Raw genomic sequence first — 22924 nt, 5'->3', positions numbered from 1 at the left:
ACAAACCGCGTGCCACGGAATAAAATAGTTTTGGCACGGACAAAAACTGACATTTTGGCTGGAAAACGTCTTAATTGTACTGACAAATCATGATTTCTGTCATCTTTTATGCTATATATATTTTTTGTTTATGTAATAGGAAAGATTTCTTTTTGCTGATGATAAAAGTGTTTTTTCAGCAAGAAATCTATAAATACAATTTGTATTCTTATAAATATAACTTGTATTTATAAAAACACAATCTATATTTATATATATATAATTTGTATTTATAGAAATATTCGGCATGAAAATATTTTATCATGATGTAGAGTGGTTTTTGTTTTGTGTACACACAAAAAAGAAAGGAGCCGCGGTTGTAACTATGTCACCGTGGCTCCATTTACTATATAATAATGTATAATGTCAGATTATCTCTATACCTTTCTGTTTACAGAGTTCAAGACCTAAGTCCTTAAGCTTGAATTTCTGTATCTTTCCGCTTCCTGTCAGTGGGAAACCGTCAACGAAGAATATGTATTTCGGTATTTTATATCGTGCTATCTTGCCCTGGCAGAACTCGCGCACATCGAATTCGTTCATCTCGTATCCTTCGTGCAGGATGATGAATGCTCCTACGGCCTCACCATATTTCTTCGATGGTATTCCAGCCACCTGTACATCCTTTATGCCTGGCATCTGATAGAGGAATTCCTCTATTTCGCGCGGATAGATGTTCTCGCCGCCACGGATAATCATATCCTTTATACGTCCTGTTATGCGGTAGTTGCCGTTCTCGTCTTTTACGCCGAGGTCGCCTGAGTGAAGGAAACCGTTCTTGTCGATAACTTCGGCTGTGGCTTCAGGGTTCTTGTAGTACCCCTGCATGGTGTTGTAACCGCGATTGCACATTTCGCCTTGAACTCCTACAGGACATTCCTCGCCTGTTTCCGGATCGATTACCTTTACTTCAGTAAACTCGAACTCATGGCCTACGGTAGTGCAGCGTACTTCGAACGGGTCGTCTATGCGGGTATGTGTCATGCCTGGAGAGGTCTCTGTCAGACCGTAAACGCTGGTTACGCGCATGAACATTTTTTCCTCAACCTGGCGCATCAGCTCCACAGGGCAGAGAGAACCTGCCATGATGCCGGTGCGAAGACTTGTGAGGTCGAACATGTCGAACATAGGGTGGTGGAGTTCGGCGATGAACATTGTCGGTACACCGTAAAGTGCTGTACAGCGTTCCTTATGCACTGACGCAAGGACGAGTAGGGGGTCGAAGCGTTCAAGCATTACTTCCGTACATCCGTGAGTGAGGCAGTTCATTGTGGCAAGTACTACGCCGAAACAGTGGAACAGCGGTACGCAGACACATAGCTTGTCGTCCGAAGTGAATTTCATGTGTTCGCCCGTCAGAAATCCGTTGTTGGCTATGTTGTAATGGCTTAACATGACTCCTTTGGGGAATCCTGTCGTACCGGATGTATATTGCATGTTTACCGTGTCGTGGCAGCTTACTTGCTTTTTGGCTTTTTCGAGCACTTCATCGTCGATGTTGTTTCCAAGAAGAAGTATTTCCGGAGTGTTGTACATCCCCCTGAATTTTTCCTGACCGATGTAAACCACATTGCGCATGCACGGGAAACGCTTGCTTTTCATGTGTCCGCGGCTGAAGGTCTTCAGCTCCGGAAGCATGTTGTATGTCATCTGTACGAAGTCGCTGTCCTTTTCGCCGTTCACTATGCAGAGGGTATGCATATCCGAGTTCTGGCACAAATATTCCAGTTCGGCCTGCTTGTAGTTGGTATTTACTGTTACAGCTACCGCACCGATTTTTGCGCATGCATACAGGAATGTCAGCCAGTCGGGCACATTTCCTGCCCATATACCTACGTGAGTACCTTTTTCCACTCCAATGGCCAACAGACCTTTTGCCATATTGTCCACGCGCTTGTTGAATTGGCTCCAAGTGAAGCGCAGGTTGCGGTCGGAATAAACTAAATATTCTTTGTCGGGGGAGACTGTAGCCCAATGTTCGAGCCAGTCGCCAAGTGTTCTTTCTGATAATTGTAACATGGTTTCCGGCTTTTTAAATAGGTGTATAGATTACTGCAAGGATTCGTGCTGCCTGACCTTCGTAGGCATGGACATGATGAGGCACTATTGAGTCGTAATATATGGTGTCGCCTTCTTCAAGTACGTATGTGTTCTTGCCGTATGTTATTTCCACCATTCCGTTTATTACCATGATGAATTCTTCGCCTTCGTGTGCCGACTGGTTGAACACGGTTTCCTTGTTCTCGTCAATATCAATGATGAAAGGTTCCATGTGGCGGTCAGTCTTGCTGCGTGATAGTGAATGATAATGCATGTGCTGGCGTGAGTCGGTAGCATTGTTTGAGAAGCTGATTGTGTCGTCGGCTTCTCCTTTGCGGCATACCACAGGGCCTGATTCGCTGTCCTGATCGTCAAGGAATGTTCCAAGACGTACTCCGAGGGCACGTGCTATCTTTATAAGCGGAGCAAGTGAAGGGATGTCAATGTTTTCTTCTATACGTGAAATCTGTTCGGCAGACAGACCTGTGTTTTCAGCCAATTCTTCTATACTGATTTCTTTTATGTCTCTTAGCGATTTGATTTTTTCGCCGATAATGTTTGTGTAATCCATGGTAAAAAGTTTTGATTTGTATGTTTTCAGACGCAAATATAAATAAAATCTGATTAAAACATGTAATTTGGTAACTTTTTGTCTGCTGAAGCTGTTAATTCCTATTTTGAAAGAGATAATATTCCGTCTTTCTGGCAAACTATCTCTTCAGACAGCAAATAGGATATGACCTTTATGATATTATCTTTGTCGTCTCTGTCTATACTGCTTATCAGTTCGCTCACTGACATGCTTTTGTCCGACAAAGCATTTTCGATGAGACGTTCCAGCTCGTCGAAAGTTCCTTGTTTCATTCCTGACGAGTGAGAGGCAAGGCATACGTCACACAGTCCGCAATTATGCTCGTTCTTCTCGCCGAAGTATAGCAGTAGCATGCGGCTGCGGCATTTGCCTTCCGATTCGGCATATTCTGTCATTGCCTCTATGCGGTGGATGAAACTATTCTTTCTGTCTTCGTACACCTCTTTTGTGAATATCAGTCTGTCTGCATCCTGACGTTCGCGTGTGTATATTATATAAGGTGTTTTCTTCCCGGGAATATAATGGAGTATGCGGCGTTTGGTTAGAGATATCAATGTGTCGTATATTTGCTGGCGAGTCAGTCCGGTACGAACCGATAAAGTCTCCTCGTTGATATAGGCATATTCAGTGAATACTCCAGTGTACGACCGCAGTATTACGTTGATAAGTTTTTCTGTCTCAGGGCTCGTTTCGTGGATACGGTAGAGTTCTTCTTTGGTGAGTGTAAACATCAGGCGCGAGTTGTTGTCCTGTTCGTCTGTATATTCTATATAGCCTGCGCGTGTAAGTATTTTCAGCGCACTGTCCACCTGGATGGGAAAATGCTTGAAATTACGGCAGAATTCGTCAATGTTGAATTCCCTTACGCAACCGAGGCCGTCGCCCATAGCCATCTGGTAGTAATAGTTGATATGTTCGTAAACCGTGCGTATATATTCTTTCTCGGGAAATGTGTCGGTAATCCTTTTTTTGAGAGTGGCCTTGTCGCTTTTTGCGTAGAGCAATACAGCGTATGCCTTTTCGCCGTCACGACCTCCGCGTCCGGCTTCCTGGAAATATGCTTCGGGTGAGTCCGGTATGTCAACATGCACTACGAGTCTAACATCAGGCTTGTCTATACCCATGCCGAAGGCATTAGTGGCTACCATGACGCGTGTATCTCCTTTCACCCACGATTTCTGTCGCTGGTCTTTTGTGTCATTGTTCAGACCGGCGTGATAGAATGTGGCGGTAATGCCATTCTCGTTTAGCATCTGAGAGTATTCTTTAGTACGCTTACGGTTGTGTGCATAGACTATGGCCGAACCTGGAACGTGTTTCAGAATATGAAGAAGTTCTTCTGATTTGTTTTCAGTCCTACGTACGATATAGGCAAGGTTTTTTCTCTCAAAACTCATTCGGAACACATTCTCTTCCTTAAATGCGAGTCTCTGCTGTATATCCTTTACCACTTCGGGCGTGGCTGTGGCGGTAAGTGCCAGTACAGGCACTCCCGGCAGCATATTTCTTATTTCCGATATTTTGAGATAGGCAGGACGGAAGTCGTAACCCCACTGCGAGATACAGTGCGATTCGTCAACTGTTATCATACTCACCTTCATACTGCGGAGTTTGACGCGGAATATTTCCGTATCAAGTCTTTCAGGCGAGATGTAAAGAAATTTGTAATTACCGAAAATACAGTTCTCAAGCGATATGATGATTTCCTCGCGTGTCATGCCAGAATATATCGCAATTGCTTTTATGCCTCTGTCGCGGAGGTTTCTCACCTGATCTTTCATCAAGGCTATAAGCGGGGTGATGACTATGCACAGACCGTCCTTTGCCAATGCCGGAACCTGGAACGTTATCGACTTGCCGCCCCCGGTAGGCATCAGCCCAAGTGTGTCGCGACCACTGCCAATGCTGTTGATGATATCTTCCTGAATTCCGCGGAAGTTATCATATCCCCAGTAGTCTTTCAGTATTTTGCGGTAGTCTGTAGTCATTTAAAATCCGCTTGGCTTAATGTCTTCAATTTGCAGTTGTATTTCTCCACGTTTGTGCGAGTTCTCTTCTATTGTATAGCAGATGTTGAACGACTGTTTCGTCTTGATGTATCTTACCTGCGAACTTTGTCCGAAAGCAATTCCGTTCATTACGTTGTTCGACTTGTTGTCAACCAGTTCCAGCTTGATATGTTCCTGTTCGCGTCCCACAACCTTACTTGTTCCGTAGTCGTAAACATTTAGGGTCGCGAACACCGGCTTATGGTTTTCAGGACCGAATGGGTTGAACTTTTTCAGGTCGAAAAAGAATTTAGGCGTAATGTCGCGGAAGTCGAGCTGGGCATCAATGTCTATAGTGGCATTTGTCTGTTCGGGCAATATATGGTTCGTTACATATTCTTCGAATCTTCGTGTAAACTCTGTAACATTTTCTACTTTCATCGAAAGTCCGGCTGCGTAAGTATGACCACCGAAATTTTCCAGCAGGTCGCGACAGTTTTCTATAGCGCTATATACATCAAATCCGGATACTGAACGTGCCGATCCGGTAGCCAGGCCATCGGTACATGTCAGTACAACGGCAGGGCGATAGTATATTTCCGTTAGTCGTGAAGCTACGATACCTATTACTCCTTTATGCCATTCCTCGTTGTAGATCACTATACTACGTCTTTCCGACAGATTATCCAGTGAGTCCACAATCTTGTTGGCTTCTTCAGTCATAGTCTTGTCAAGGTCCTTGCGCAGTTCGTTATAGCTGTTTATGCGGACGCCTTTCTCGTGGGCAAGCTTGCTGTCCTTCTCTATAAGCAGGTCAACCGCCTCTTTACCTTTCTGTATTCTGCCTGAAGCATTGATTCTTGGGCCTATCTTGAAGACAATGTCGCTCATTGTTATTTCTCTTTCCGACAGTCCGCATACGTCGATTATCGCTTTCAGTCCCATGCACGGATTGGCGTTCAGCTGCCTTAGGCCATGATAGGCCAATATTCTGTTTTCTCCCATTATAGGAACAATATCCGAGGCTATGCTGACAGCCACAAGGTCAAGCAGTGGAGTAAGCTGATGGAATTCTATTCCATTGTTCTGTGCGAAAGCCTGCATCAGTTTAAATCCTACGCCGCAACCGGAAAGATGTTCGTATGGATAAGTTGAATCGGCCCTTTTGGGGTTTAATATTGCGGTCGCGTCCGGAAGGACTTCGTCAGGAACGTGGTGGTCGCATATTATGAAGTCTATGCCTTTTTCTTTGGCGTAAGCGATTTCGTCAACAGCCTTTATACCGCAGTCGAGTACGATAACCAGTTTGACACCGGTTTCGTAAGCATAATCCACTCCTTTGATTGTTACTCCATAGCCTTCGTTATATCTGTCAGGAATGTAATAGTCTATATTTGAGTAAAACTGCTGAAGAAATTTATAGACCAATGCCACTGCCGTAGTTCCGTCAACATCATAGTCACCATAAATCAAAATACGTTCTTTTCTTCCCATAGCCTTGTTAAGTCTTGCCACAGCTGCGTCCATGTCGTTCATCAGAAACGGGTCGTGCAGATCGTGCAACTGAGGGCGGAAGAATTTCTTTACCGCGTCGGCAGTTTTTATGCCCCTCTGTCGCAATAAGTGGCAAAGGATGGGGCTAATTCCTATTTCCTTTGCCAGTGCCCTGGCTTCTTCTCTTTGCTCGAGAGTAGGAGGTTGATAATTCCATTTGTATTTCATTATATTATTTTTTTTCTTTTTCTTAAGTAGATGTATGGCGGAACGCGTGTTCCTGGGTTTACCGGAGTATCGTTTGTCCGATGATTTTTTCATTTTGTAAAGTTAGGAAAAAGAAAGAATAAAAATGCCGGTTTAGTATAAAATTTAACTAAACCGGCATCATATTTATTTGTAATCAGTCTATATTACGATTATTTCAGGCCTAATTTCTTTGCGATATTTGAAGGAATGGCATCCTTGTGTACAAGTATGTTCATTGTTTTGTATGCAACGAATGCTTTTGAAGCATACCATATACCTTTGTATTTTCCGGCTTCACCCCAAGAGTTCTTAACCATGAAATATTCTTTTCCGTTCTGGTCCTTAGCCAAACCGTAGATAAGCATACCGTGGTCGTCGGTAGTTTCCCAGTTGTCGAAAGCAGTCTGACGCATCTCCTGAGTTACAGTTACTTCAGGAAGAGGTTTGCTTGTAAGTTCCTTACGCTTGTCGGCTGCGCTAAGACCTAACCAGTGAGCCATATCAGAACCAGTAAGTTCGGCTCCCTTTGTAGCATCAGGGAATACGGCTATACCGTCGCGAGTGAATCCCTGTTCGCTTACGTCTGAACCCCATGCGAATGTATATCCTTTTCTTACGGCATTATCCATAACTTCCATAAGCTCTTCTATAGGCAGGTTGTAGGAAAGAGCGTTACGCCAGTTGTCCTGTACCTCGACATTGAACTGAGTATAGAAAGGATGATGAGTGTAAGAAGTCAAAGATATATAATCATTCATGTTAAGTTTCAGCACTTCATCAGCAAATGTTCTCGGAGTGTAAGTCTTGCCTTTGTAAGTAAATTCTTTCGGGCATTCGCCAAGATAAGTGTCATAGATAGAGCGCAGTCCGTTTTTCCATACCGGAGTAAGTTTTGAGAATTTACCTTTGCCGATAGCTTCAACGTATGCTCCTGCTACAGCGTCAAGTTCGTTATGAACAGGAAGTGAGTCGCCGTACATGATACCCGGCATAGCGTCCTGAGGAACCATACCGTATTTTTCGTAGCAGACTACCATATCCTCGAAACTTCCTCCAGGTGAGAATGAAGCGTCGCCGTGGTAACGTACGTAGTTTACTGCACGGTCTTCCATAGTATGGTGAACTATGAACATCTCTGAAAGGTCGAAATCGCCTTTGCCTTGACGTAACAATTCCGATTCAAGGAACGCTACAGACGAGAATGACCAGCAAGTGCTCGAACGGTTCTGGTTCTTGATGGATGTGATAGGATTTTCCTTGATAGTAGTAAATACAAAGCCCTCTTCAGCTTTTTCTTCTTTCGCCTCCTGGGCGTTGATGCCACTGAAACAAAGTCCCAAAGCAGCCAATGTGATTAATTTGTTCATGTTATTTGAGTTTTTAAGTTTTTAATTCTTCATTATCTCCTCTACGTCCTCTACCTTGATAGGAATACGTTTTTCGCCGGTAAATCTTGAACCGTCAGGAGTGATGAGAATATCATCTTCCAGACGGATACCGCCAAAGTCTTTATACTTTTCTATAACGTCGTAGTTCAGGAAGTCGGTATGCATTCCTTCAGCTTTCCATTTGTCTATAAGTGCAGGTATGAAGTAACATCCGGGTTCGTCTGTCATGACAAATCCAGGCTGCAGGCGGCGTCCCATACGCAATGAAGCCAGTCCGAACTGGTCGGAAGGACGAACCTCATCATCATATCCTACATAAATCTGTCCAAGGTCTTCCATATCGTGAACGTCAAGACCCATCATGTGTCCCAGTCCGTGAGGCATGAACAGTGCATGGGCTCCGGCAGCAACTGCTTCGTTTACATCGCCTTTCATCAGTCCAAGGTCTTTAAGTCCCTGAGCCAGAACCTTACATACATCGAGGTGTACTGATTTGTATGTGATACCAGGTTTGGCAAGTTCAAGAGCCTTTTCATGACAAGCATAAACTATGTTGTACACGTCTTTCTGACGTTGAGTGAATTTGCCACCTACAGGCACTGTGCGCGTATGGTCCGAGCAATAGTTGTTTATGTTCTCCGCACCGGCATCGGTCAGCATCAGTCTTCCTTCCTGGAGAATGTGGCTGTGGTCGTGGTTGTGCAGTGTCTGTCCGTTCTGAGTGAGGATAGTAGCGAATGATGTCATGCTTCCGTATGAAGCGGCGATACCTTCCAGGATACCTGCTATGTATTGTTCGGATACTCCAGGTTTGCACAGACGCATGGCAGTTGTGTGCATTTCGTAACCTATATTGCATGCCTTGTCTATTTCGTCAATTTCGCATTGCTCTTTTACGGCTCTTAGAGACACAACGGCTTTTATCATTTCTACAGAAGCATGAGTCTTTACCATAGAAGCCTTTATACCTGTCAGGTCTTCGAGAAGCATCATATTGTCGTAGCGGTATGGTGGCAGGAAATGAATTTTTCTGCGTTGTGAGAGGGCTTTGCCAATAACATCTTTCAGTTTGTCGAAAGGATAGCTCTTGTTTACCCCGACTCTTTCCGCGAGTTCCTTTATGCTTGGCTGAGGACCCATCCAGATGATGTCGTCCATGTCAACATCGTTTCCGAAGAAATATTCCTCGCCGCTGTCTATATCAATTATTCCGGCGTATCCGGGATGTGAATGTCCGAAGAAATACAGGAACGAGCTGTCCTGTCTGAACTTGTATGTATTGTCTGGATAATTTGCAGGCGCCTCATTGTTGCCTAAAATGAGAATTAAGCCATTGCTCATTTTTTCGCGCAGGGCCTTGCGCCTATTTTGATATGTTAAGGTTTCAAACATAGCAGAAATATTATACAGTAGTTAATATATTATGATATTTGTGTCGCAAAAGTAAGAAAAAAATGTTTTATTTTCTATCCGAATGTCCCGAAAAAACATATATTTGCATTTGGCGTGTCTGTTTTAAAAGAGAAATGTTATGAAAGTAGATTTAACTAAAATGGGCTTAGTGCTTGAAGGTGGTGGCATGCGCGGCGTCTTTACCTGTGGTGTGCTTGATTTTATGATGGATAATGATATTGAATTTCCATACGCGGTAGGAGTATCTGCAGGAGCATGTAACGGACTTTCGTTTATGTCACATCAGCGTGGACGTGCCAAATACAGTAATATAGATATGCTTGAAAAGTATAACTATATAAGCTTTAAACATCTTTTTCATCAGCGTAGTATTTTAGACCAGAAGCTTCTGTACGAACTCTTTCCTGAAGAAATCCTGCCATACGATTATGATGCTTATATGAAGAATCCTAACCGATTTGAAATGGTCACTACGAATTGTGTAACCGGCAGGGCATGTTATCTTGAAGAAAAGCATGATAAGGAACGCCTGTTGCGCATAGCAAAAGCATCAAGCAGTCTGCCATACGTATGTCCTATTGTCCATGTAGATGGAAAGCCAATGCTTGATGGGGGAATTATAGACTCCATACCTGTATTGAGAGCGATAGAGCAGGGATATGAGAAGAATGTTGTCGTTCTTACCCGTAATCGTGGTTACCGTAAGACAGAGAAAGACATAAAGGTTCCTCATTTCATATATACCAGATATCCTCGTTTGCGTGTTCTATTGAGTAACCGTTGCCGTGTATATAATGAACAGCTGGAGATGGTAGAAAAAATGGAAGATGAGGGAAAGATTATAGCAATCCGTCCTGAAAAGAAAGTCGTTGTAAACCGTATCGAGAAGGATATAAAGAAACTTACCGAACTTTATGATGAAGGCTATGCCTGCGCGGAAAAGGTATTGTCGCCTTTAATATAATATTTAAGCGGTATTTAAACAGCGTTTAAACACTGTTTAAATACCGCTTAATCATAAATGAAAATCTTTTAGAATAATACTAAGCCTGCCTCAACTATCGGACTTTTGTAGTATGCCTGGTTGTTTTTATATGTTCTGGTCCATGAATAGCCTCCGGCAATGAATACTCCGAACTTTTTCAGAGGGTTATATTCCAAACCTAATCTTGGCTGGATGGCATACAACCTGTCAGGGATGATATTTGCATTTCCAAGTGTCTCTATATGGCTGTATCCTATGTCTGTATTGAGATGTAACTTGTCTTTTATCAACGGAAATGCCAGACCGGTTCTGTATGTTCCTGCCACGGAAGCTTTGTCAGTAAGTCCGCCAAGAATCATTCCCGCTCCAAGCTGTGTGTAGATAAGTTTGTTTCTGAATCTTACCTCGGCACCGGTTTTATAGAGATTTCCTCCTGATACTATCATCTGGATGCGTGTCTGAGGTTTTATATTTATTATTCCCACCTGGCGGGCACAACTGTCGCCATTGATGTTTATCACTCCAATCTGTACACCTTTGCTGCACTTATTGCTGACATTCGCAATACCCAATTGCAATCCTTTGTTGTCGCCGGAATAATTGGATATGCAGCTCATCTGGAAACCATGGTTTATGACGCTGACATTGCCTAATGCGGAAAGCTGAAATCCCTGATTGGTATTGCCGGCGATATTCATTAATGAAGATATCTGTACTCCGTGCATGTCGCCTCCACATACGTTCGAAAGTCCGCCTATCGCTACTCCCTTCTGTTCGTTTCCGGCTATATTTGCCATACCTGAAATCAGTATTCCTTTCGTATTGACGGAACTCATGTTCAAAAGTCCCGTAATCATAAATCCTTTTTGGTTATTACCAGCCAGATTACCTATTCCGGATATCTGCATGGCGTAAGTGGACCTTCCGCTGATATTGAACAGGCCGGCAATTCTTAATCCGTGCGATTTCACTCCGGATATATTGGCTATACCGGCAACCTGCATTCCGGAACTTCTGTTTCCTACAATATTTACAAATCCGGAAGCCTGGAATCCTGCTGTTTTCTGATGAACCACATCCGAGATGATGTTTATACTGGCCCCATTAAGGTTCTGATAGTTACTTAACAGTCCGAAATTGAAATAAGTCTTTTGTTTTTCTGAGTTTTGGTTATTTATGCTCAAAGAGATGTTTCTTCCCTTTTTCAATCCATATTCCTGGGCAGAGATAGGGGAAAACATTGTTCCTGCTGTCAGTATTGCTGTCAGCAGGAACATCTTGAAATATGTGAAGTGTCTTTTCATCTATTATTTTACGTCTTGATACAAGAAACGCTTAATGCTCTTCTTAGGTGTCTTTTCGAATTCTTCCGGATAAATCTTCACTCTTGCTATCTGTGAGTATGCTGGAAGTTCGGAATTGAGTGTAACACGGTTTTCCTCCATTGTTTTTTCAATGTCGGCAGGACTCATTCCGTGTGTGTAGGCATCGTCGAAGTCCGGATAGATAAGTGCTGCCAGCTTATGGTCTTCCTGCTGTATGACTATACTTTCGCATACGAACGGCAGGTTGTTCAGCTTATCTTCTATTTCTTCCGGATAGATGTTTTGGCCCGAAGGTCCTAAAAGCATGTTCTTGCTGCGTCCCTTTATGGTTATGTTTCCTTCAGCATCCATTATTCCGAGGTCTCCGGTATGAAGCCATCCGTCCTTGTCGATAGCCTGTGCTGTAGCTTCAGGGTTTTTGTAATAGCCAAGCATGACATTATCGCCTCTTGTAAGGATTTCGCCTACTATATTTTCCGGATCAGGACTGTCTATCCTTACTTCCATACGCGGTGCGGCTTTACCGCATGAACCTGGTTTGAATCGTTTCCAGTCTTCGTAGCAGATAATTGGACCGCACTCTGTCATACCGTATCCTACTGTGTATGGGAAATCTATGCTCTTAAGAAGTTTCTCTACATCCTGATTGAAGGCTGCTCCTCCTATGATTACTTCGTAGAAATTTCCTCCGAATGCCTGTATCATGTGTTCCTTTACAGCGGCTTTTATCTTGTCGTTGATGATAGGTACCTTAAGCAATATCTTCATCTTTAGAGTCTCCAACTTGGGAAGGACGTTCTTCTTGATGATTTTTTCAATGATAAGAGGTACTGAAATTACGATACTTGGCTTGACATCGGCAAATGCCTGGAATATAATCTTAGGGCTTGGCATGCGTGTAAGGAAGTATATGTGACATCCTGTACACATCTCGTAAAGAAACTCGAAAGCCAGTCCGTACATGTGTGCCATAGGAAGTATTGAGATAACTCTGTCGCCTGGTTTTAGTGACAGGACTTCGAATGCAAACTGTGTGTTCGACCATATTGCCCTATAAGGAAGCATGACGCCTTTCGAGAAACTTGTGGTTCCGGAAGTGTAGTTTATTATGGCCAGTTCTTCAGGATTGTCCCTGCGGTATGAGACGTGTTCGCGACGGAAATTCTTAGGGAACTTCTTACCGAACATTTCGTTAAGATGTTCTCTGGCGTATAATAACTTCTCGCTTCGGCATACTAACAGTGTGAAGTCTGTCATCAGAATTATACCTTCCAATGAAGGCATTTCTGCTTCATTGAGGTTTTCCCACGCCATGTCGCCTACAAAGAGCAGGCGCGCGTCGGAATGGTTCACAATGTTGTGTACATTATCCGGCTTGAATTCGTGAAGTATTGGAACGGCTACAGCTCCGTATGTAAGTATCGAAAGGAATGCGACTCCCCAGTGCGAACTGTTGCGTCCGCATAGTGCTACCTTGTCTCCGGGTTTGACACCACTTTCCTGCAGCAGGATATGAAGTTTTTCTATTTTTCTGGCTACATCCTTATACTGTAGGGTAGCACCTTTATAATCTGTAAGGGCGTCAAGGTCCCAGTTTTTCTTGATACTTTCTTCTATAAAAGCTAAGAAACTATTTTCCATAATCGAAATTTTGGTTGTGCACAAATATAAGTGTATTGTGCAAATATACAATTTTGTTATAAGTATTCAAACTATTTATTGATAAAACGTTATGACATAATAAAGGTGTTCTCGAAAAATAGTTTTTATAAAATTTTTTAACTATTAACGGGAACACCTCTGTATGATTTTATGGAATGTCATTATTGGTACCACCAAAATGTGCAGCCTGCTTAATTGATTGTATCACAGTTTGTTATAAGCTTTCCAAGTGTGGCGATTTGAATAGAAAGAATTTTGGGAATAAACACGGCCGTATTTAAATTGAAACACGGTCGCACTTCGATTGAAATGTGACCGCGTTTATTTCAAGGTTTTGTGGTACTTTATTTTAGTACTGATTTTCAGCAGATGCTTATAACATAACTTAACATCTGGCTCTGCTTTTTATTCGTGGTTGCTGTAGTATTTCATGAACTGAGTTCTTTCGAATGGGTTGATGCTTCCTGCTGCATTGGCATTCATTTTACCTTTCATGCTTTCAATGTTTTCGAAGCCTTTTGATGCCATCCACTCTGTAAGTTCCTTGGTCATTTCAGCAATTTCCTTTTCGCCGTATTTGTAGATTGCGCTACATACTTCTACTGCGCTCGCTCCGGCAAGGATAGACTTGATTACCCCTTTTCCGCAATGTACACCTCCGGATATCGCATAGTCAATCTTAGGTACTGAAGCGGATGATATGGCTGTCCATCTTATTTTTTCAGTCAGTTCGTTAGCCTCGCTGAATACGTTCGAGCTGGTGAACGCCATTGTATCGATATTGATGTCAGGCTGATAGAAGCGGTTGAACAATACTACTGCGGCGGCACCGTTGGCATACAGCTGGTTTATAAGCGCTACAGGGTTTGTAAGATTGTTTCCGAGTTTCATTATCACAGGAATCTTTACGGCATTTTTAATGTTCTTCAGAACATCGATGTGCAATTGTTCGAAACTGCCGTATTTATATTCCTTTTCAGTCTGTAGGGAAAGGATATTGATTTCGAGTGCATCGGCTCCGGCTTCTTCCATGTGTTTGGCGAATTCAGTCCATTCGCTTGTTGAATAGCAGTTGATGCTTGCTATTACCGGTATGTTGCATTCCTTTTTGGCTTCCTTTATCAGCGCGATGTGTTCGTTCAGGGCGTTTGAACGTACGTATGCGCTCAGATAATCGTCAGCTTCAGGAGCTCCGTATCCGCTCATCTGTCCTGCCTGAACTGTTATCTGTTCTTCAAAAACAGATTTCAATACCACGGCTCCGGCACCTGCGGCTTCAAGTTTCTTGATTTTTTCTGCGCTGTTGGTCAGACCAGAGCTACTTACTATGATTGGGTTTTTAAGTTTCAACCCGGCAAATGTTGTTGTTATTTGTGTCATAATTATTATGATTTTAATAGTTTCTTATTCCGAAGATTTTACTGCCTATTCTTACGAGTGTACTTCCATGCTTGATTGCCAGATGATAGTCTTCCGACATTCCCATTGAGAGCTCCCTGAATGAATCATCATTTCTGAACACCGTCGATTTCAGATTTTCGAAGAACGACGCAAGCGTACTGAATTCCTGTTCAATCATGTTCTCATCGTCAGTATTTGTGGCCATACCCATTATTCCACATATTGATACGTTAGTGAGTTCTTTCCAGTTTTCGCTGTTCAGCATATCCATGCATTCGTCAGGAGTGAAACCATACTTGGTTTCTTCCTTGGCCACGTGTATTTCGAGCAGGCAAGGAATGACTCTGCCGGCCTTGGCGGCCTGTTTGTTTATTTCTGCCAAAAGCTTGAAAGAATCTACGGCATGAATCATGGAAATGTATGGTGCAATATATTTGACTTTGTTTGTTTGCAGATGTCCTATAAAATGCCATTCGATGTCCTGAGGAAGAATGTCGTGCTTTTCTTCCAGTTCCTGTACCTTGCTTTCACCGAAAATTCTTTGTCCTGCATCGTAAGCCTCCTGTATAGCCGAGGCAGGATGAAATTTCGATACTGCTACAAGTCGCGTTGTCTGTGGCAACTCGGCCTTTATTTCATCCAATATTGCTTTGATGTCCATGATAGTATAGTCTTATCTGTTTGCTGCATCAGGAAATTCTGGTTTCACGTCCGGTTCGGCAGAGTATGGATATACGTCCATGATAGCTGTTTCGGCAACCGAGGCTATCACATAGTCTGCCATTGTACCCTTCATCCCTTCGTCAAGCTTTTTGATAGAGTCCTTTAGGTCGGCAGCCTGTACCAGAACGTTGGTCGCTGTTTTCTTTTCCGCACCGCTTTTCTCGTCAAGGGTTATGAAATATAATTTGCATTTGAACCATTTGTCGGCTTCATCGTCTTCGCAGAAGAATAATTCGCTGTAATTGGCTCTCTTTATGTCGGAAACGGTGAATTCTCCGCTAATGAAAGGTGTTATTTCTTCTATTATCCTGGATTCAGCCTCAGTAAAGCTGAGTGCATCTACCAGGTATGGTTCTGTTACTTTTTTGTTCATCCCGTTTTCGGCTACTTTTTCATATCTGATTTTGCATTCAAACCAATTATGCATCATGTCGTTTTCCTTTTTTATATTAAATATTACGTATAATTTACTTCGACAAAGATAGTATTTATTTGTAAACGGTGTACGAAAACCGTCAAAACTTTCTTGGCGGTTAGTTGTTTTATTTAGCTATTAAATTTATATTTGCAGCCTAAATTCTTATTTTTATAATAATATGCCACAAATATCCATTAGAGGAAACGAAATGCCAGAATCGCCAATCAGAAAATTGGCGCCATTGGCCGAAGCTGCGAAAGAAAAAGGTATTCATGTGTATCACTTGAATATAGGTCAGCCTGACCTGCCTACTCCGCGAGCGGCCCTTGAGGCTATTCGTAACATAGACCGTACTGTACTGGAATACAGTCCGAGTCAGGGATATAGAAGCTATCGCGAGAAATTGGTAGGTTACTACAAGAAATATGATATCAATCTTACGGCTGATGACATTATCATCACTACAGGGGGATCGGAAGCTGTTCTGTTCGCATTCATGAGCTGTCTTAATCCCGGGGATGAGATAATTGTGCCGGAACCTGCATACGCCAATTACATGGCTTTCGCAATTTCGGCAGGTGCTGTAATCAGAACAGTAACAACAACCATTGAAGAGGGATTTTCATTGCCTAAGGTTGAGAAGTTCGAGGAACTTATAAACGAACGCACAAAGGGCATTCTTATATGTAATCCTAATAACCCGACAGGCTATCTATATACCAGAAGAGAGATGAACCAGATTCGCGATCTGGTGAAGAAGTATGATTTGTTCCTGTTCTCGGACGAGGTGTACAGAGAGTTTATCTATACAGGCTCGCCTTATATCTCAGCATGTCATCTTGAAGGAATTGAACAGAATGTTGTCCTGATTGATTCTGTATCGAAGAGATATTCTGAGTGCGGTATCCGTATAGGAGCGTTGATTACAAAGAATCCGGAGGTGCGTAAGGCTGTAATGAAATTCTGTCAGGCGAGACTAAGTCCTCCACTGATAGGTCAGATTGCTGCCGAGGCGTCGCTTGACGAACCGGACGAATATTCACGCGAGACATACGACGAGTATGTGGAACGAAGAAAGTGTCTGATTGACGGACTGAACAGAATCCCGGGAGTATATTCGCCTATACCTATGGGCGCTTTCTACACAGTGGCCAAACTGCCTGTGGACGACAGTGAGAAATTCTGTGCCTGGTGTCTGTCTGAATTTGAGTACGAGGGTGAGACTGTAATGCTTGCTCCGGCCAGCGGTTTCTATACTACACCTGGAGCCGGAAAGAATGAGGTACGTCTTGCTTACGTATTGAAGAAAGAAGATTTGGTTCGTTCGCTTTTCGTTTTGAGGAAAGCACTGGAAGCGTATCCGGGAAGAGTTGACGAATAAATTATGAATTGGAAACTGTTTATAGCCCGTCGGATATACAAGAACAATGACGGCAACAAAGAAGTGTCAAAGCCGGCTGTGCGTATTGCCATGGCCGGCATTTCTATTGGCCTTGCTGTAATGATTGTTTCAGTGGCTGTTGTCATTGGCTTTAAGAATCAGGTGCGCGACAAGGTCGTGGGGCTGGCTTCAGAAGTTATAATAACGAGTCTTGACGATGCACAGTTGTACATGACGGCGCCTATAGCGGCAAGCGACAGCCTTATTGGCGCATTGACGGCTATGCCTGACATTAGCCATGTGCAGAGATATTCTGTCAAGCCCGGCATGATAATGACTTCCGACAATTTCCAGGGAATGGTGTTGAAGGGAGTAGGGCAGGAGTACGATTTCAGTTATATCCGCAAACATATAACGGAAGGCGAAATCCCGGAGTTTACAGATACGGCAGCCACAAACAAAGTGTTGATTTCTAGGTCTATGGCCGACAAACTGAAACTTAAAACCGGTGACAGAATCTATACTTACTACGTAGATGACAATGTGCGCGCCCGGAGATTGACAGTAGCTGCTATATATCAGACAAATTTCTCGGCTTTCGATGATTATTTCCTGCTGACAGACATTTATACAGTAAACCGTCTCAATAAATGGGAAGCTGATCAGGTGAGCGGAATTGAGATAGATGTGGATGATTACTCGCGCATTGATGCCGTGAATGATGATATCCGCGCTGGGTTGTTTGAAGCCTCCGACAAATACGGGCAGAGCTATTTCTCGCGTACCATAGTTGAGGCCAATCCGCAGATTTTTGCATGGCTGGATTTGCTTGACCTTAATGTCTGGGTAATTCTTATACTGATGACAGGAGTGGCGGGATTTACCATGATTTCCGGTCTGCTGATTATAATATTGGAACGTACCAACATGATTGGTGTGCTGAAGGCTATGGGGGCCGACAATAATTCCATCAGGAAAATCTTCCTTTCATTCTCCGTGTTTCTGATAGGCAGGGGTATGCTGTGGGGAAATGTGATAGGACTTTCACTTTGTCTGATACAGTATTTCTTCGAACCGATAAAGCTGGATCCTTCCGTCTATTATGTCAGTTCTGTTCCTATAGAACTGAATTTTCTTATTTATATTCTGCTAAATGTGTTTACGTTGGTCGTTTCTGTGCTGATGCTCGTTGGACCATCCTATCTTATAAGCAGGATTCATCCGGCACGCTCAATCCGTTATGAATAAAGTCTGTTATCAATAATGATGAGTACGCCGGTCCAGGATAAAATATCAAATCAAAGAAACCGTTACACGGACGTGCTGCGAGCGTGACACGTAGGTGTTCCGCTCGTTACACGGATGTGTCGCGTGCGTTGCACGAACGTGTTCCGTTATCTTTTCCTTGACATTACGGGTGATGTGTATGTAAAAATTTTCAGAACGTACGGTAAACTATGTAAAGGAATAAAACGAAATGTCCGATACCGGGGAAGTTCCCTTGTATCGGACATTTCGTTTTTTATATCATCTTTGGCAATATCAACCTATCTTACTTATTTTCTTGAGCTTTTCTTCGTCTATAAGTTTGATTTTTCTTCCGTCTATTATTATCAGTTTTTCAGAGGCAAAATTAGAGAGTGTGCGTATGGCATTCGATGTTGTCATGTTCGACAGGTTTGCCAGGTCTTCGCGCGAAAGATAAATGCTTAGTGTGCATTCATCCTCTTCCAATCCGTATGTATCTTTGAGGAACAACAGAGATTCTGCCAGACGTCCGCGGATATGCTTTTGGGTGAGACTGACGGTTCTTTCGTCTGAGATACCCAAATCTATAGAGAGTTGACGGATGAAGAACAAACCAAGCTGTGCATTCTCTTCCAGTAGTTTTACTATACATGTCATCGGGATAAGACATATAGTGCATGGCTCAAATGCGGCTGCGGCTGTAACAAAGTTTTCGTTGGCAAAATATGCTCTATAAGCAAAATATTCTTTATCTTTTATTACTCTTATTATCTGGCTTCTTCCGCCGACCCCGTCTTTATAGATTTTTACTTTTCCTTTAAGCAGGCACATTAAGTGCTTAGGTGTTTCCCCTTCACAATAAATTGTTTCGTTTTTCTTGTACTTTTGGATTGTAAAGTTCTGCGCTAAATAATCTTTTTGAGCGTCTGTTAATGGTTGCCATAAATCGGGAATACTTTCGGCAATCTCAGTTTCAGATAATTCTTTTTTTACCATAGATGTTATAAAAAAGTGTTATATAGCACAAAGGTAAGAATAAAAAATTAAAAAACTGTTTTTTTGCAATTAAAAAATAATGCTTTCAATAGGTTTTGTGTATTTTTGTTTCTGATATGTCGTATATATTCAAATATGGAAGATTTAAACTATTGCATCTGCTTTTAGTTGTTTTTTGCATGATGCCGCTGATTGGGCAATCAGAGAATATTATTTCGCTGATTCCCAAAGACTGCGTTGTTCCTGATTCCATTCTTAATAAAATGTATTCATCGGCATCTATTTATTCTAACGAAGTAAAGTCGTATAGAGCAAATCTGTATCTTAAAGGTACAGTTACGGTGCATAACAGAAATAGGATTATCAAGTATATACCGTCTATGTTCAAACTGGAGGATAGCATAAAGCACTATATGCATGAGTCTTTAAGTGAATTGCAATATACAGCGCCGGCTATTTATGACAGAAAGATAAAAGCGATGGTTTCTACCTTCAGAAGTCAAAAGGGGCAGGTGTTTGACATTATGGACTATATGAAATTCAATGTCTACTCATCATCGCTGATGGGTGATAAAGTGCTGTCACCGCTTAATAGTCAGTCTAAAGTTCACTACAAATATATTCTTGACAGTTTGTTGGTAATAGATAATAAACCTTGTTATAAAATATATGTAAAACCCAAGTATAAGAGTACAAAACTGGTGGATGGATATATGTGGCTATATGCTGATGATTGGTCTGTACATAGTTTTGATTTTGAAGGAGTTTATGATTTGATTGATTTCAGGATTAAGGCATATATGGGGAATACACCTCAAACAAAGTATCTCCCTTGCTATATGGACTTGGATATGAATTTCAGATTCCTTCGTAATCATTTGCAAATGAGATATTTTGGATGGTTGGATTATAAAGAGGTGAGGTTTACGGAACTAGGGGAAGTAATATATTTAAAGAAGGACAGAAGTAAATATAATTTGTCGAGTTCATATACACTGACTTGTGACACCAGCAGGTTGGTAACCGATATTGATTCGTTCTCGAAATTAAGACCTTTTCCGCTCACTTACGAAGAAGAGTTGCTCTACAAGGATAAGATGGACCGTAAGATGCTGGACAGACAGAAATGGGTAAAAGATTCTATTGAGAACCTGAAAAGACCGAAAAGCCAGGTCTTTCTGGGACAGGTGGGTGATGCTTTGATAAACTCGTACGATATAGACTTGCCCAAGGTGGGAAGCATTAACTGTTCGCCTATTATCAATCCGCTGTTGCTTAGTTACAGTCATCGCAATGGTATATCCTACAGGCAAGTTTATAAATACAACAAATTGTTTTATGACGGGCGTCTGTTGAGAATAGCTCCGCAGATAGGTTTCAATTTTACGAAGAAGGAGCTGTATGCCAAGGCGGACATTGAGTATGTTTATAATCCAAGGAAACATGGTGCCTGGGAGTTGCACGTGGGAAACGGTAACAGAATTTACAGTAGTGTTGTGCTTGACCAGCTTGCGGCTATGCCGGACAGTACATTCTCTTTTGATGGGCTCGATCTGGATTATTTCAAGGATATATATGTAAATCTGTCGCATAACATAGAAATTATAAACGGATTGAATCTTTGGACAGGTCTTTCCATGCATTGGAGATATACGAAGAGTACTCCTGAACTGGATTCAAGAGTGCGCTCCCGGTATAACAGCTTCGCTCCGCGTGTGAGAATTGAGTGGACTCCGGGAATGTATTATTATATGAATGGAAACCGAAAGGTTAATGTGGGTTCGTTTTATCCAACTTTTATTGCTGACTATGAACGTGGCATTAAAGTCTTTAAAAGTTCAGGTGAGTATGAGCGTCTGGAATTGTCTGCGGAACAGATTATCAAGGTCAGGGACATTCATCACATAGCATACCATGTGGGATGCGGATTCTTCCTTAATCAGGAGGATATGTATTTCGTGGATTATGTAAACTTTGCAAACAGGAATCTTCCTCAGGGCTGGAATGATGACATTGGAGGGACATTCCAGATGCTCGACGGAAGATGGTATAACGCGTCAAGCCATTATGTACGCGGAAACATGACTTACGAATCGCCTTTCATACTGCTTTATCCTGTCAGCAAACTTCTTTCCTTCGTGCAGAAGGAAAGAATATATGCCGGAATATTGTTCATGCCACACCTTAATCCTTATTTCGAAATTGGATATGGTATAGGTACACATGTATTTGATGCCGGTGTGTTCATCGGGAATGAACGTGGAAAGTTTACCTCTGTGGGATGTAAGTTTACGTTCGAGTTGTTCAACAAATAATGTAATCCGTGTGTGACTATTTTCTCATATAGTCACTCTTGTGGCGGGTAATATATCTTATTTTCAGGCTCAGACTGTATAGCGGACGCATGATGTCATATACAAACAGATATGAGTAAACCTTTTCTCCCATAGCCTTTGCCGTTTTTGTGAATATTTCCATGACTGTGATTTCCTTTAATATCCATAATGTCAATGCTGAAATTGTAAAGATCCATTCTCTATAGAATATGCTTGTTGTCAACAAAGCTAATGCCGAGATGCTGAATAGTAATGAAGACCATGTTTCAATAGCGTTTAAGACTCTTGCGTGCCCTTTATAATGGCTGCCTGTCACTTCATATCCAATTTTTTCTTCTTCCCATTGCTTTCTTGTTTTAGGCAGAGGCATTCTCATTATGCTGTTTGATGAAAGACATACTTTTGTATTTTTTCCGTTTGAAATCTCGTTTATAAGTAAGTCATCATCTCCGCGTAGCAAAGGTAACTGGTTGTGGAAACCTTTATGGCTTAGGTATACATCTTTACGGTAGGCCATGTTTCGTCCTATTCCCATGTATGGCTTTCCTCCTATAGCCCTACCAAGGAAACGCATTGAAACCATCAGCATGTCGGAGATTATTCTTTTGGCAAATATTCCTTTGTGTATGTTGTAATTGCAGTATCCCAGTACAATGTCTGTTCCCGGAACGAAGTTTCTTGCCATGCTTCTCAGCCAGTCTTTGCTTTCAGGTTTGCAGTAAGGCTCTGTCACAACAATCCAGTCATATTTGCTGGCCTTGATACCCATTGCCACTCCAAGTTTCTTCCTGCTTATGTATCTTGCGGATTTAGGAATGAATGTGCGGTATAGGTGGTGGTAATGGTTTCCAAGTATTTTCAGTACATTCTCATCTTCGACAGATGATTCATCGTTTACCACTATCACTTCGAACTCCGGATAATCCTGTTCTAGGATTGACGGAAGGTTCTCTTTAAGCATGGTTGCCGAATCATTTGTAACTATAATTACAGAGAGTGGGGGACAATTGTCATTTTCCGGTAAATTGTTTTGCTGTTTACTGCATTTAAACATTCTGCTGTATGGAAAAAGAAAGTAATATAGCTGGATTAGAAACATCAGTCCGCAGAATATCTGCAAAAATAGAATAGCCGAATTATAGTCTATGTTTATCATATCTTATTTTGTTTTCTGAAAAGTCATGCAAAAGTAGTTCAAAATTTCAGAAAAAAGGCTCCTTCGATGGTTTTTATTTAGCCATGAAGG

General features: G+C 42.1%; 17 protein-coding genes. 4 read left to right on the top strand and 13 right to left on the bottom strand.

The window, feature by feature from the left end; translation table 11 throughout:
- Positions 1-405 precede the first annotated feature (405 nt).
- The 6 genes from H6A27_RS05380 to H6A27_RS05355 form a co-directional block, all read right to left on the bottom strand.
- The gene (locus H6A27_RS05380) at positions 406-2058 is read right to left on the bottom strand and encodes an AMP-binding protein (RefSeq protein WP_204404212.1); all 1653 of its coding nucleotides are present in this window, start codon (positions 2056-2058) and stop codon (positions 406-408) included.
- 13 nt (positions 2059-2071) lie between these two features.
- A complete protein-coding gene (locus tag H6A27_RS05375) occupies positions 2072-2650 on the bottom strand; it encodes a helix-turn-helix domain-containing protein (protein WP_204404210.1) in 579 nt (192 codons plus the stop codon).
- Positions 2651-2751: 101 nt separating this feature from the next.
- Complete coding sequence (locus tag H6A27_RS05370; RefSeq protein ID WP_204507967.1) at positions 2752-4659, bottom strand: RecQ family ATP-dependent DNA helicase; 1908 nt, start codon at positions 4657-4659, stop codon at positions 2752-2754.
- Entirely contained in the window at positions 4660-6381 is a 1722-nt protein-coding gene (gene recJ, locus H6A27_RS05365; protein ID WP_204404206.1) for a single-stranded-DNA-specific exonuclease RecJ, read from the bottom strand. It lies immediately after the preceding gene.
- Positions 6382-6572: 191 nt separating this feature from the next.
- Positions 6573-7769, bottom strand: coding sequence for a C1 family peptidase (locus H6A27_RS05360; protein ID WP_204404204.1), 1197 nt, complete (start codon positions 7767-7769; stop codon positions 6573-6575).
- 21 nt (positions 7770-7790) lie between these two features.
- Positions 7791-9182: an aminopeptidase P family protein gene (locus H6A27_RS05355; RefSeq protein ID WP_204507966.1), complete on the bottom strand. Its 1392-nt coding sequence runs from the start codon at positions 9180-9182 to the stop codon at positions 7791-7793.
- A 139-nt stretch (positions 9183-9321) separates the two neighbouring features.
- On the opposite strand from H6A27_RS05355, the gene H6A27_RS05350 reads away from it, so the two are divergent.
- Positions 9322-10167 (top strand): patatin-like phospholipase family protein, encoded by an 846-nt coding sequence (locus H6A27_RS05350; protein WP_204507965.1) that lies wholly within the window; start codon positions 9322-9324, stop codon positions 10165-10167.
- Positions 10168-10235: 68 nt separating this feature from the next.
- On the opposite strand, the gene H6A27_RS05345 is transcribed toward H6A27_RS05350, so the two are convergent.
- The 5 genes from H6A27_RS05345 to H6A27_RS05325 form a co-directional block, all read right to left on the bottom strand.
- Positions 10236-11492 (bottom strand): hypothetical protein, encoded by a 1257-nt coding sequence (locus H6A27_RS05345; RefSeq protein ID WP_204404198.1) that lies wholly within the window; start codon positions 11490-11492, stop codon positions 10236-10238.
- Between the two features lie 3 nt (positions 11493-11495).
- A complete protein-coding gene (locus H6A27_RS05340) occupies positions 11496-13154 on the bottom strand; it encodes a long-chain fatty acid--CoA ligase (RefSeq protein ID WP_204507964.1) in 1659 nt (552 codons plus the stop codon).
- Between the two features lie 426 nt (positions 13155-13580).
- On the bottom strand, positions 13581-14555 hold the full coding sequence (locus H6A27_RS05335) for a dihydroorotate dehydrogenase-like protein (RefSeq protein WP_204404194.1): 975 nt from the start codon (positions 14553-14555) through the stop codon (positions 13581-13583).
- A 13-nt stretch (positions 14556-14568) separates the two neighbouring features.
- A complete protein-coding gene (locus H6A27_RS05330; RefSeq protein WP_204507963.1) occupies positions 14569-15237 on the bottom strand; it encodes a YggS family pyridoxal phosphate-dependent enzyme in 669 nt (222 codons plus the stop codon).
- A 12-nt stretch (positions 15238-15249) separates the two neighbouring features.
- Positions 15250-15729, bottom strand: coding sequence for a DUF4494 domain-containing protein (locus tag H6A27_RS05325; protein WP_154043040.1), 480 nt, complete (start codon positions 15727-15729; stop codon positions 15250-15252).
- A 166-nt stretch (positions 15730-15895) separates the two neighbouring features.
- Between H6A27_RS05325 and H6A27_RS05320 the strand changes: the two genes are divergently transcribed.
- On the top strand, positions 15896-17098 hold the full coding sequence (locus H6A27_RS05320) for a pyridoxal phosphate-dependent aminotransferase (protein WP_204404189.1): 1203 nt from the start codon (positions 15896-15898) through the stop codon (positions 17096-17098).
- Between the two features lie 3 nt (positions 17099-17101).
- On the top strand, positions 17102-18346 hold the full coding sequence (locus tag H6A27_RS05315; RefSeq protein WP_204507962.1) for an ABC transporter permease: 1245 nt from the start codon (positions 17102-17104) through the stop codon (positions 18344-18346).
- 294 nt (positions 18347-18640) lie between these two features.
- On the opposite strand, the gene H6A27_RS05310 is transcribed toward H6A27_RS05315, so the two are convergent.
- A complete protein-coding gene (locus tag H6A27_RS05310) occupies positions 18641-19342 on the bottom strand; it encodes a Crp/Fnr family transcriptional regulator (RefSeq protein WP_204507961.1) in 702 nt (233 codons plus the stop codon).
- Positions 19343-19521: 179 nt separating this feature from the next.
- Between H6A27_RS05310 and H6A27_RS05305 the strand changes: the two genes are divergently transcribed.
- The gene (locus H6A27_RS05305) at positions 19522-21657 is read left to right on the top strand and encodes a DUF5686 family protein (protein ID WP_239469581.1); all 2136 of its coding nucleotides are present in this window, start codon (positions 19522-19524) and stop codon (positions 21655-21657) included.
- 16 nt (positions 21658-21673) lie between these two features.
- Here the strand turns inward: H6A27_RS05305 and H6A27_RS05300 are convergent, their stop codons facing one another.
- Complete coding sequence (locus H6A27_RS05300) at positions 21674-22834, bottom strand: glycosyltransferase (RefSeq protein ID WP_204507959.1); 1161 nt, start codon at positions 22832-22834, stop codon at positions 21674-21676.
- Positions 22835-22924: the final 90 nt, after the last annotated feature.

It is taken from the genome of Bacteroides caecigallinarum, assembly GCF_016902295.1.
In the GTDB taxonomy this organism is placed as follows: domain Bacteria; phylum Bacteroidota; class Bacteroidia; order Bacteroidales; family Bacteroidaceae; genus Phocaeicola; species Phocaeicola caecigallinarum_A.
Note: the sequence above shows the minus strand (reverse complement) of the source record. Positions and strands in the feature narration are given on the sequence as shown.

Excerpts from the sequence above, each read along its gene's own strand:
- H6A27_RS05380 (WP_204404212.1), bottom strand. The coding sequence starts at position 2,058 with ATGTTACAATTATCAGAAAGAACACTTGGCGACTGGCTCGAACATTGG.
- H6A27_RS05375 (WP_204404210.1), bottom strand. The coding sequence starts at position 2,650 with ATGGATTACACAAACATTATCGGCGAAAAAATCAAATCGCTAAGAGAC.
- H6A27_RS05370 (WP_204507967.1), bottom strand. The coding sequence starts at position 4,659 with ATGACTACAGACTACCGCAAAATACTGAAAGACTACTGGGGATATGAT.
- recJ (WP_204404206.1), bottom strand. The coding sequence starts at position 6,381 with ATGAAATACAAATGGAATTATCAACCTCCTACTCTCGAGCAAAGAGAA.
- H6A27_RS05360 (WP_204404204.1), bottom strand. The coding sequence starts at position 7,769 with ATGAACAAATTAATCACATTGGCTGCTTTGGGACTTTGTTTCAGTGGC.
- H6A27_RS05355 (WP_204507966.1), bottom strand. The coding sequence starts at position 9,182 with ATGTTTGAAACCTTAACATATCAAAATAGGCGCAAGGCCCTGCGCGAA.
- H6A27_RS05350 (WP_204507965.1), top strand. The coding sequence starts at position 9,322 with ATGAAAGTAGATTTAACTAAAATGGGCTTAGTGCTTGAAGGTGGTGGC.
- H6A27_RS05345 (WP_204404198.1), bottom strand. The coding sequence starts at position 11,492 with ATGAAAAGACACTTCACATATTTCAAGATGTTCCTGCTGACAGCAATA.
- H6A27_RS05340 (WP_204507964.1), bottom strand. The coding sequence starts at position 13,154 with ATGGAAAATAGTTTCTTAGCTTTTATAGAAGAAAGTATCAAGAAAAAC.
- H6A27_RS05335 (WP_204404194.1), bottom strand. The coding sequence starts at position 14,555 with ATGACACAAATAACAACAACATTTGCCGGGTTGAAACTTAAAAACCCA.
- H6A27_RS05330 (WP_204507963.1), bottom strand. The coding sequence starts at position 15,237 with ATGGACATCAAAGCAATATTGGATGAAATAAAGGCCGAGTTGCCACAG.
- H6A27_RS05325 (WP_154043040.1), bottom strand. The coding sequence starts at position 15,729 with ATGATGCATAATTGGTTTGAATGCAAAATCAGATATGAAAAAGTAGCC.
- H6A27_RS05320 (WP_204404189.1), top strand. The coding sequence starts at position 15,896 with ATGCCACAAATATCCATTAGAGGAAACGAAATGCCAGAATCGCCAATC.
- H6A27_RS05315 (WP_204507962.1), top strand. The coding sequence starts at position 17,102 with ATGAATTGGAAACTGTTTATAGCCCGTCGGATATACAAGAACAATGAC.
- H6A27_RS05310 (WP_204507961.1), bottom strand. The coding sequence starts at position 19,342 with ATGGTAAAAAAAGAATTATCTGAAACTGAGATTGCCGAAAGTATTCCC.
- H6A27_RS05305 (WP_239469581.1), top strand. The coding sequence starts at position 19,522 with ATGATGCCGCTGATTGGGCAATCAGAGAATATTATTTCGCTGATTCCC.
- H6A27_RS05300 (WP_204507959.1), bottom strand. The coding sequence starts at position 22,834 with ATGATAAACATAGACTATAATTCGGCTATTCTATTTTTGCAGATATTC.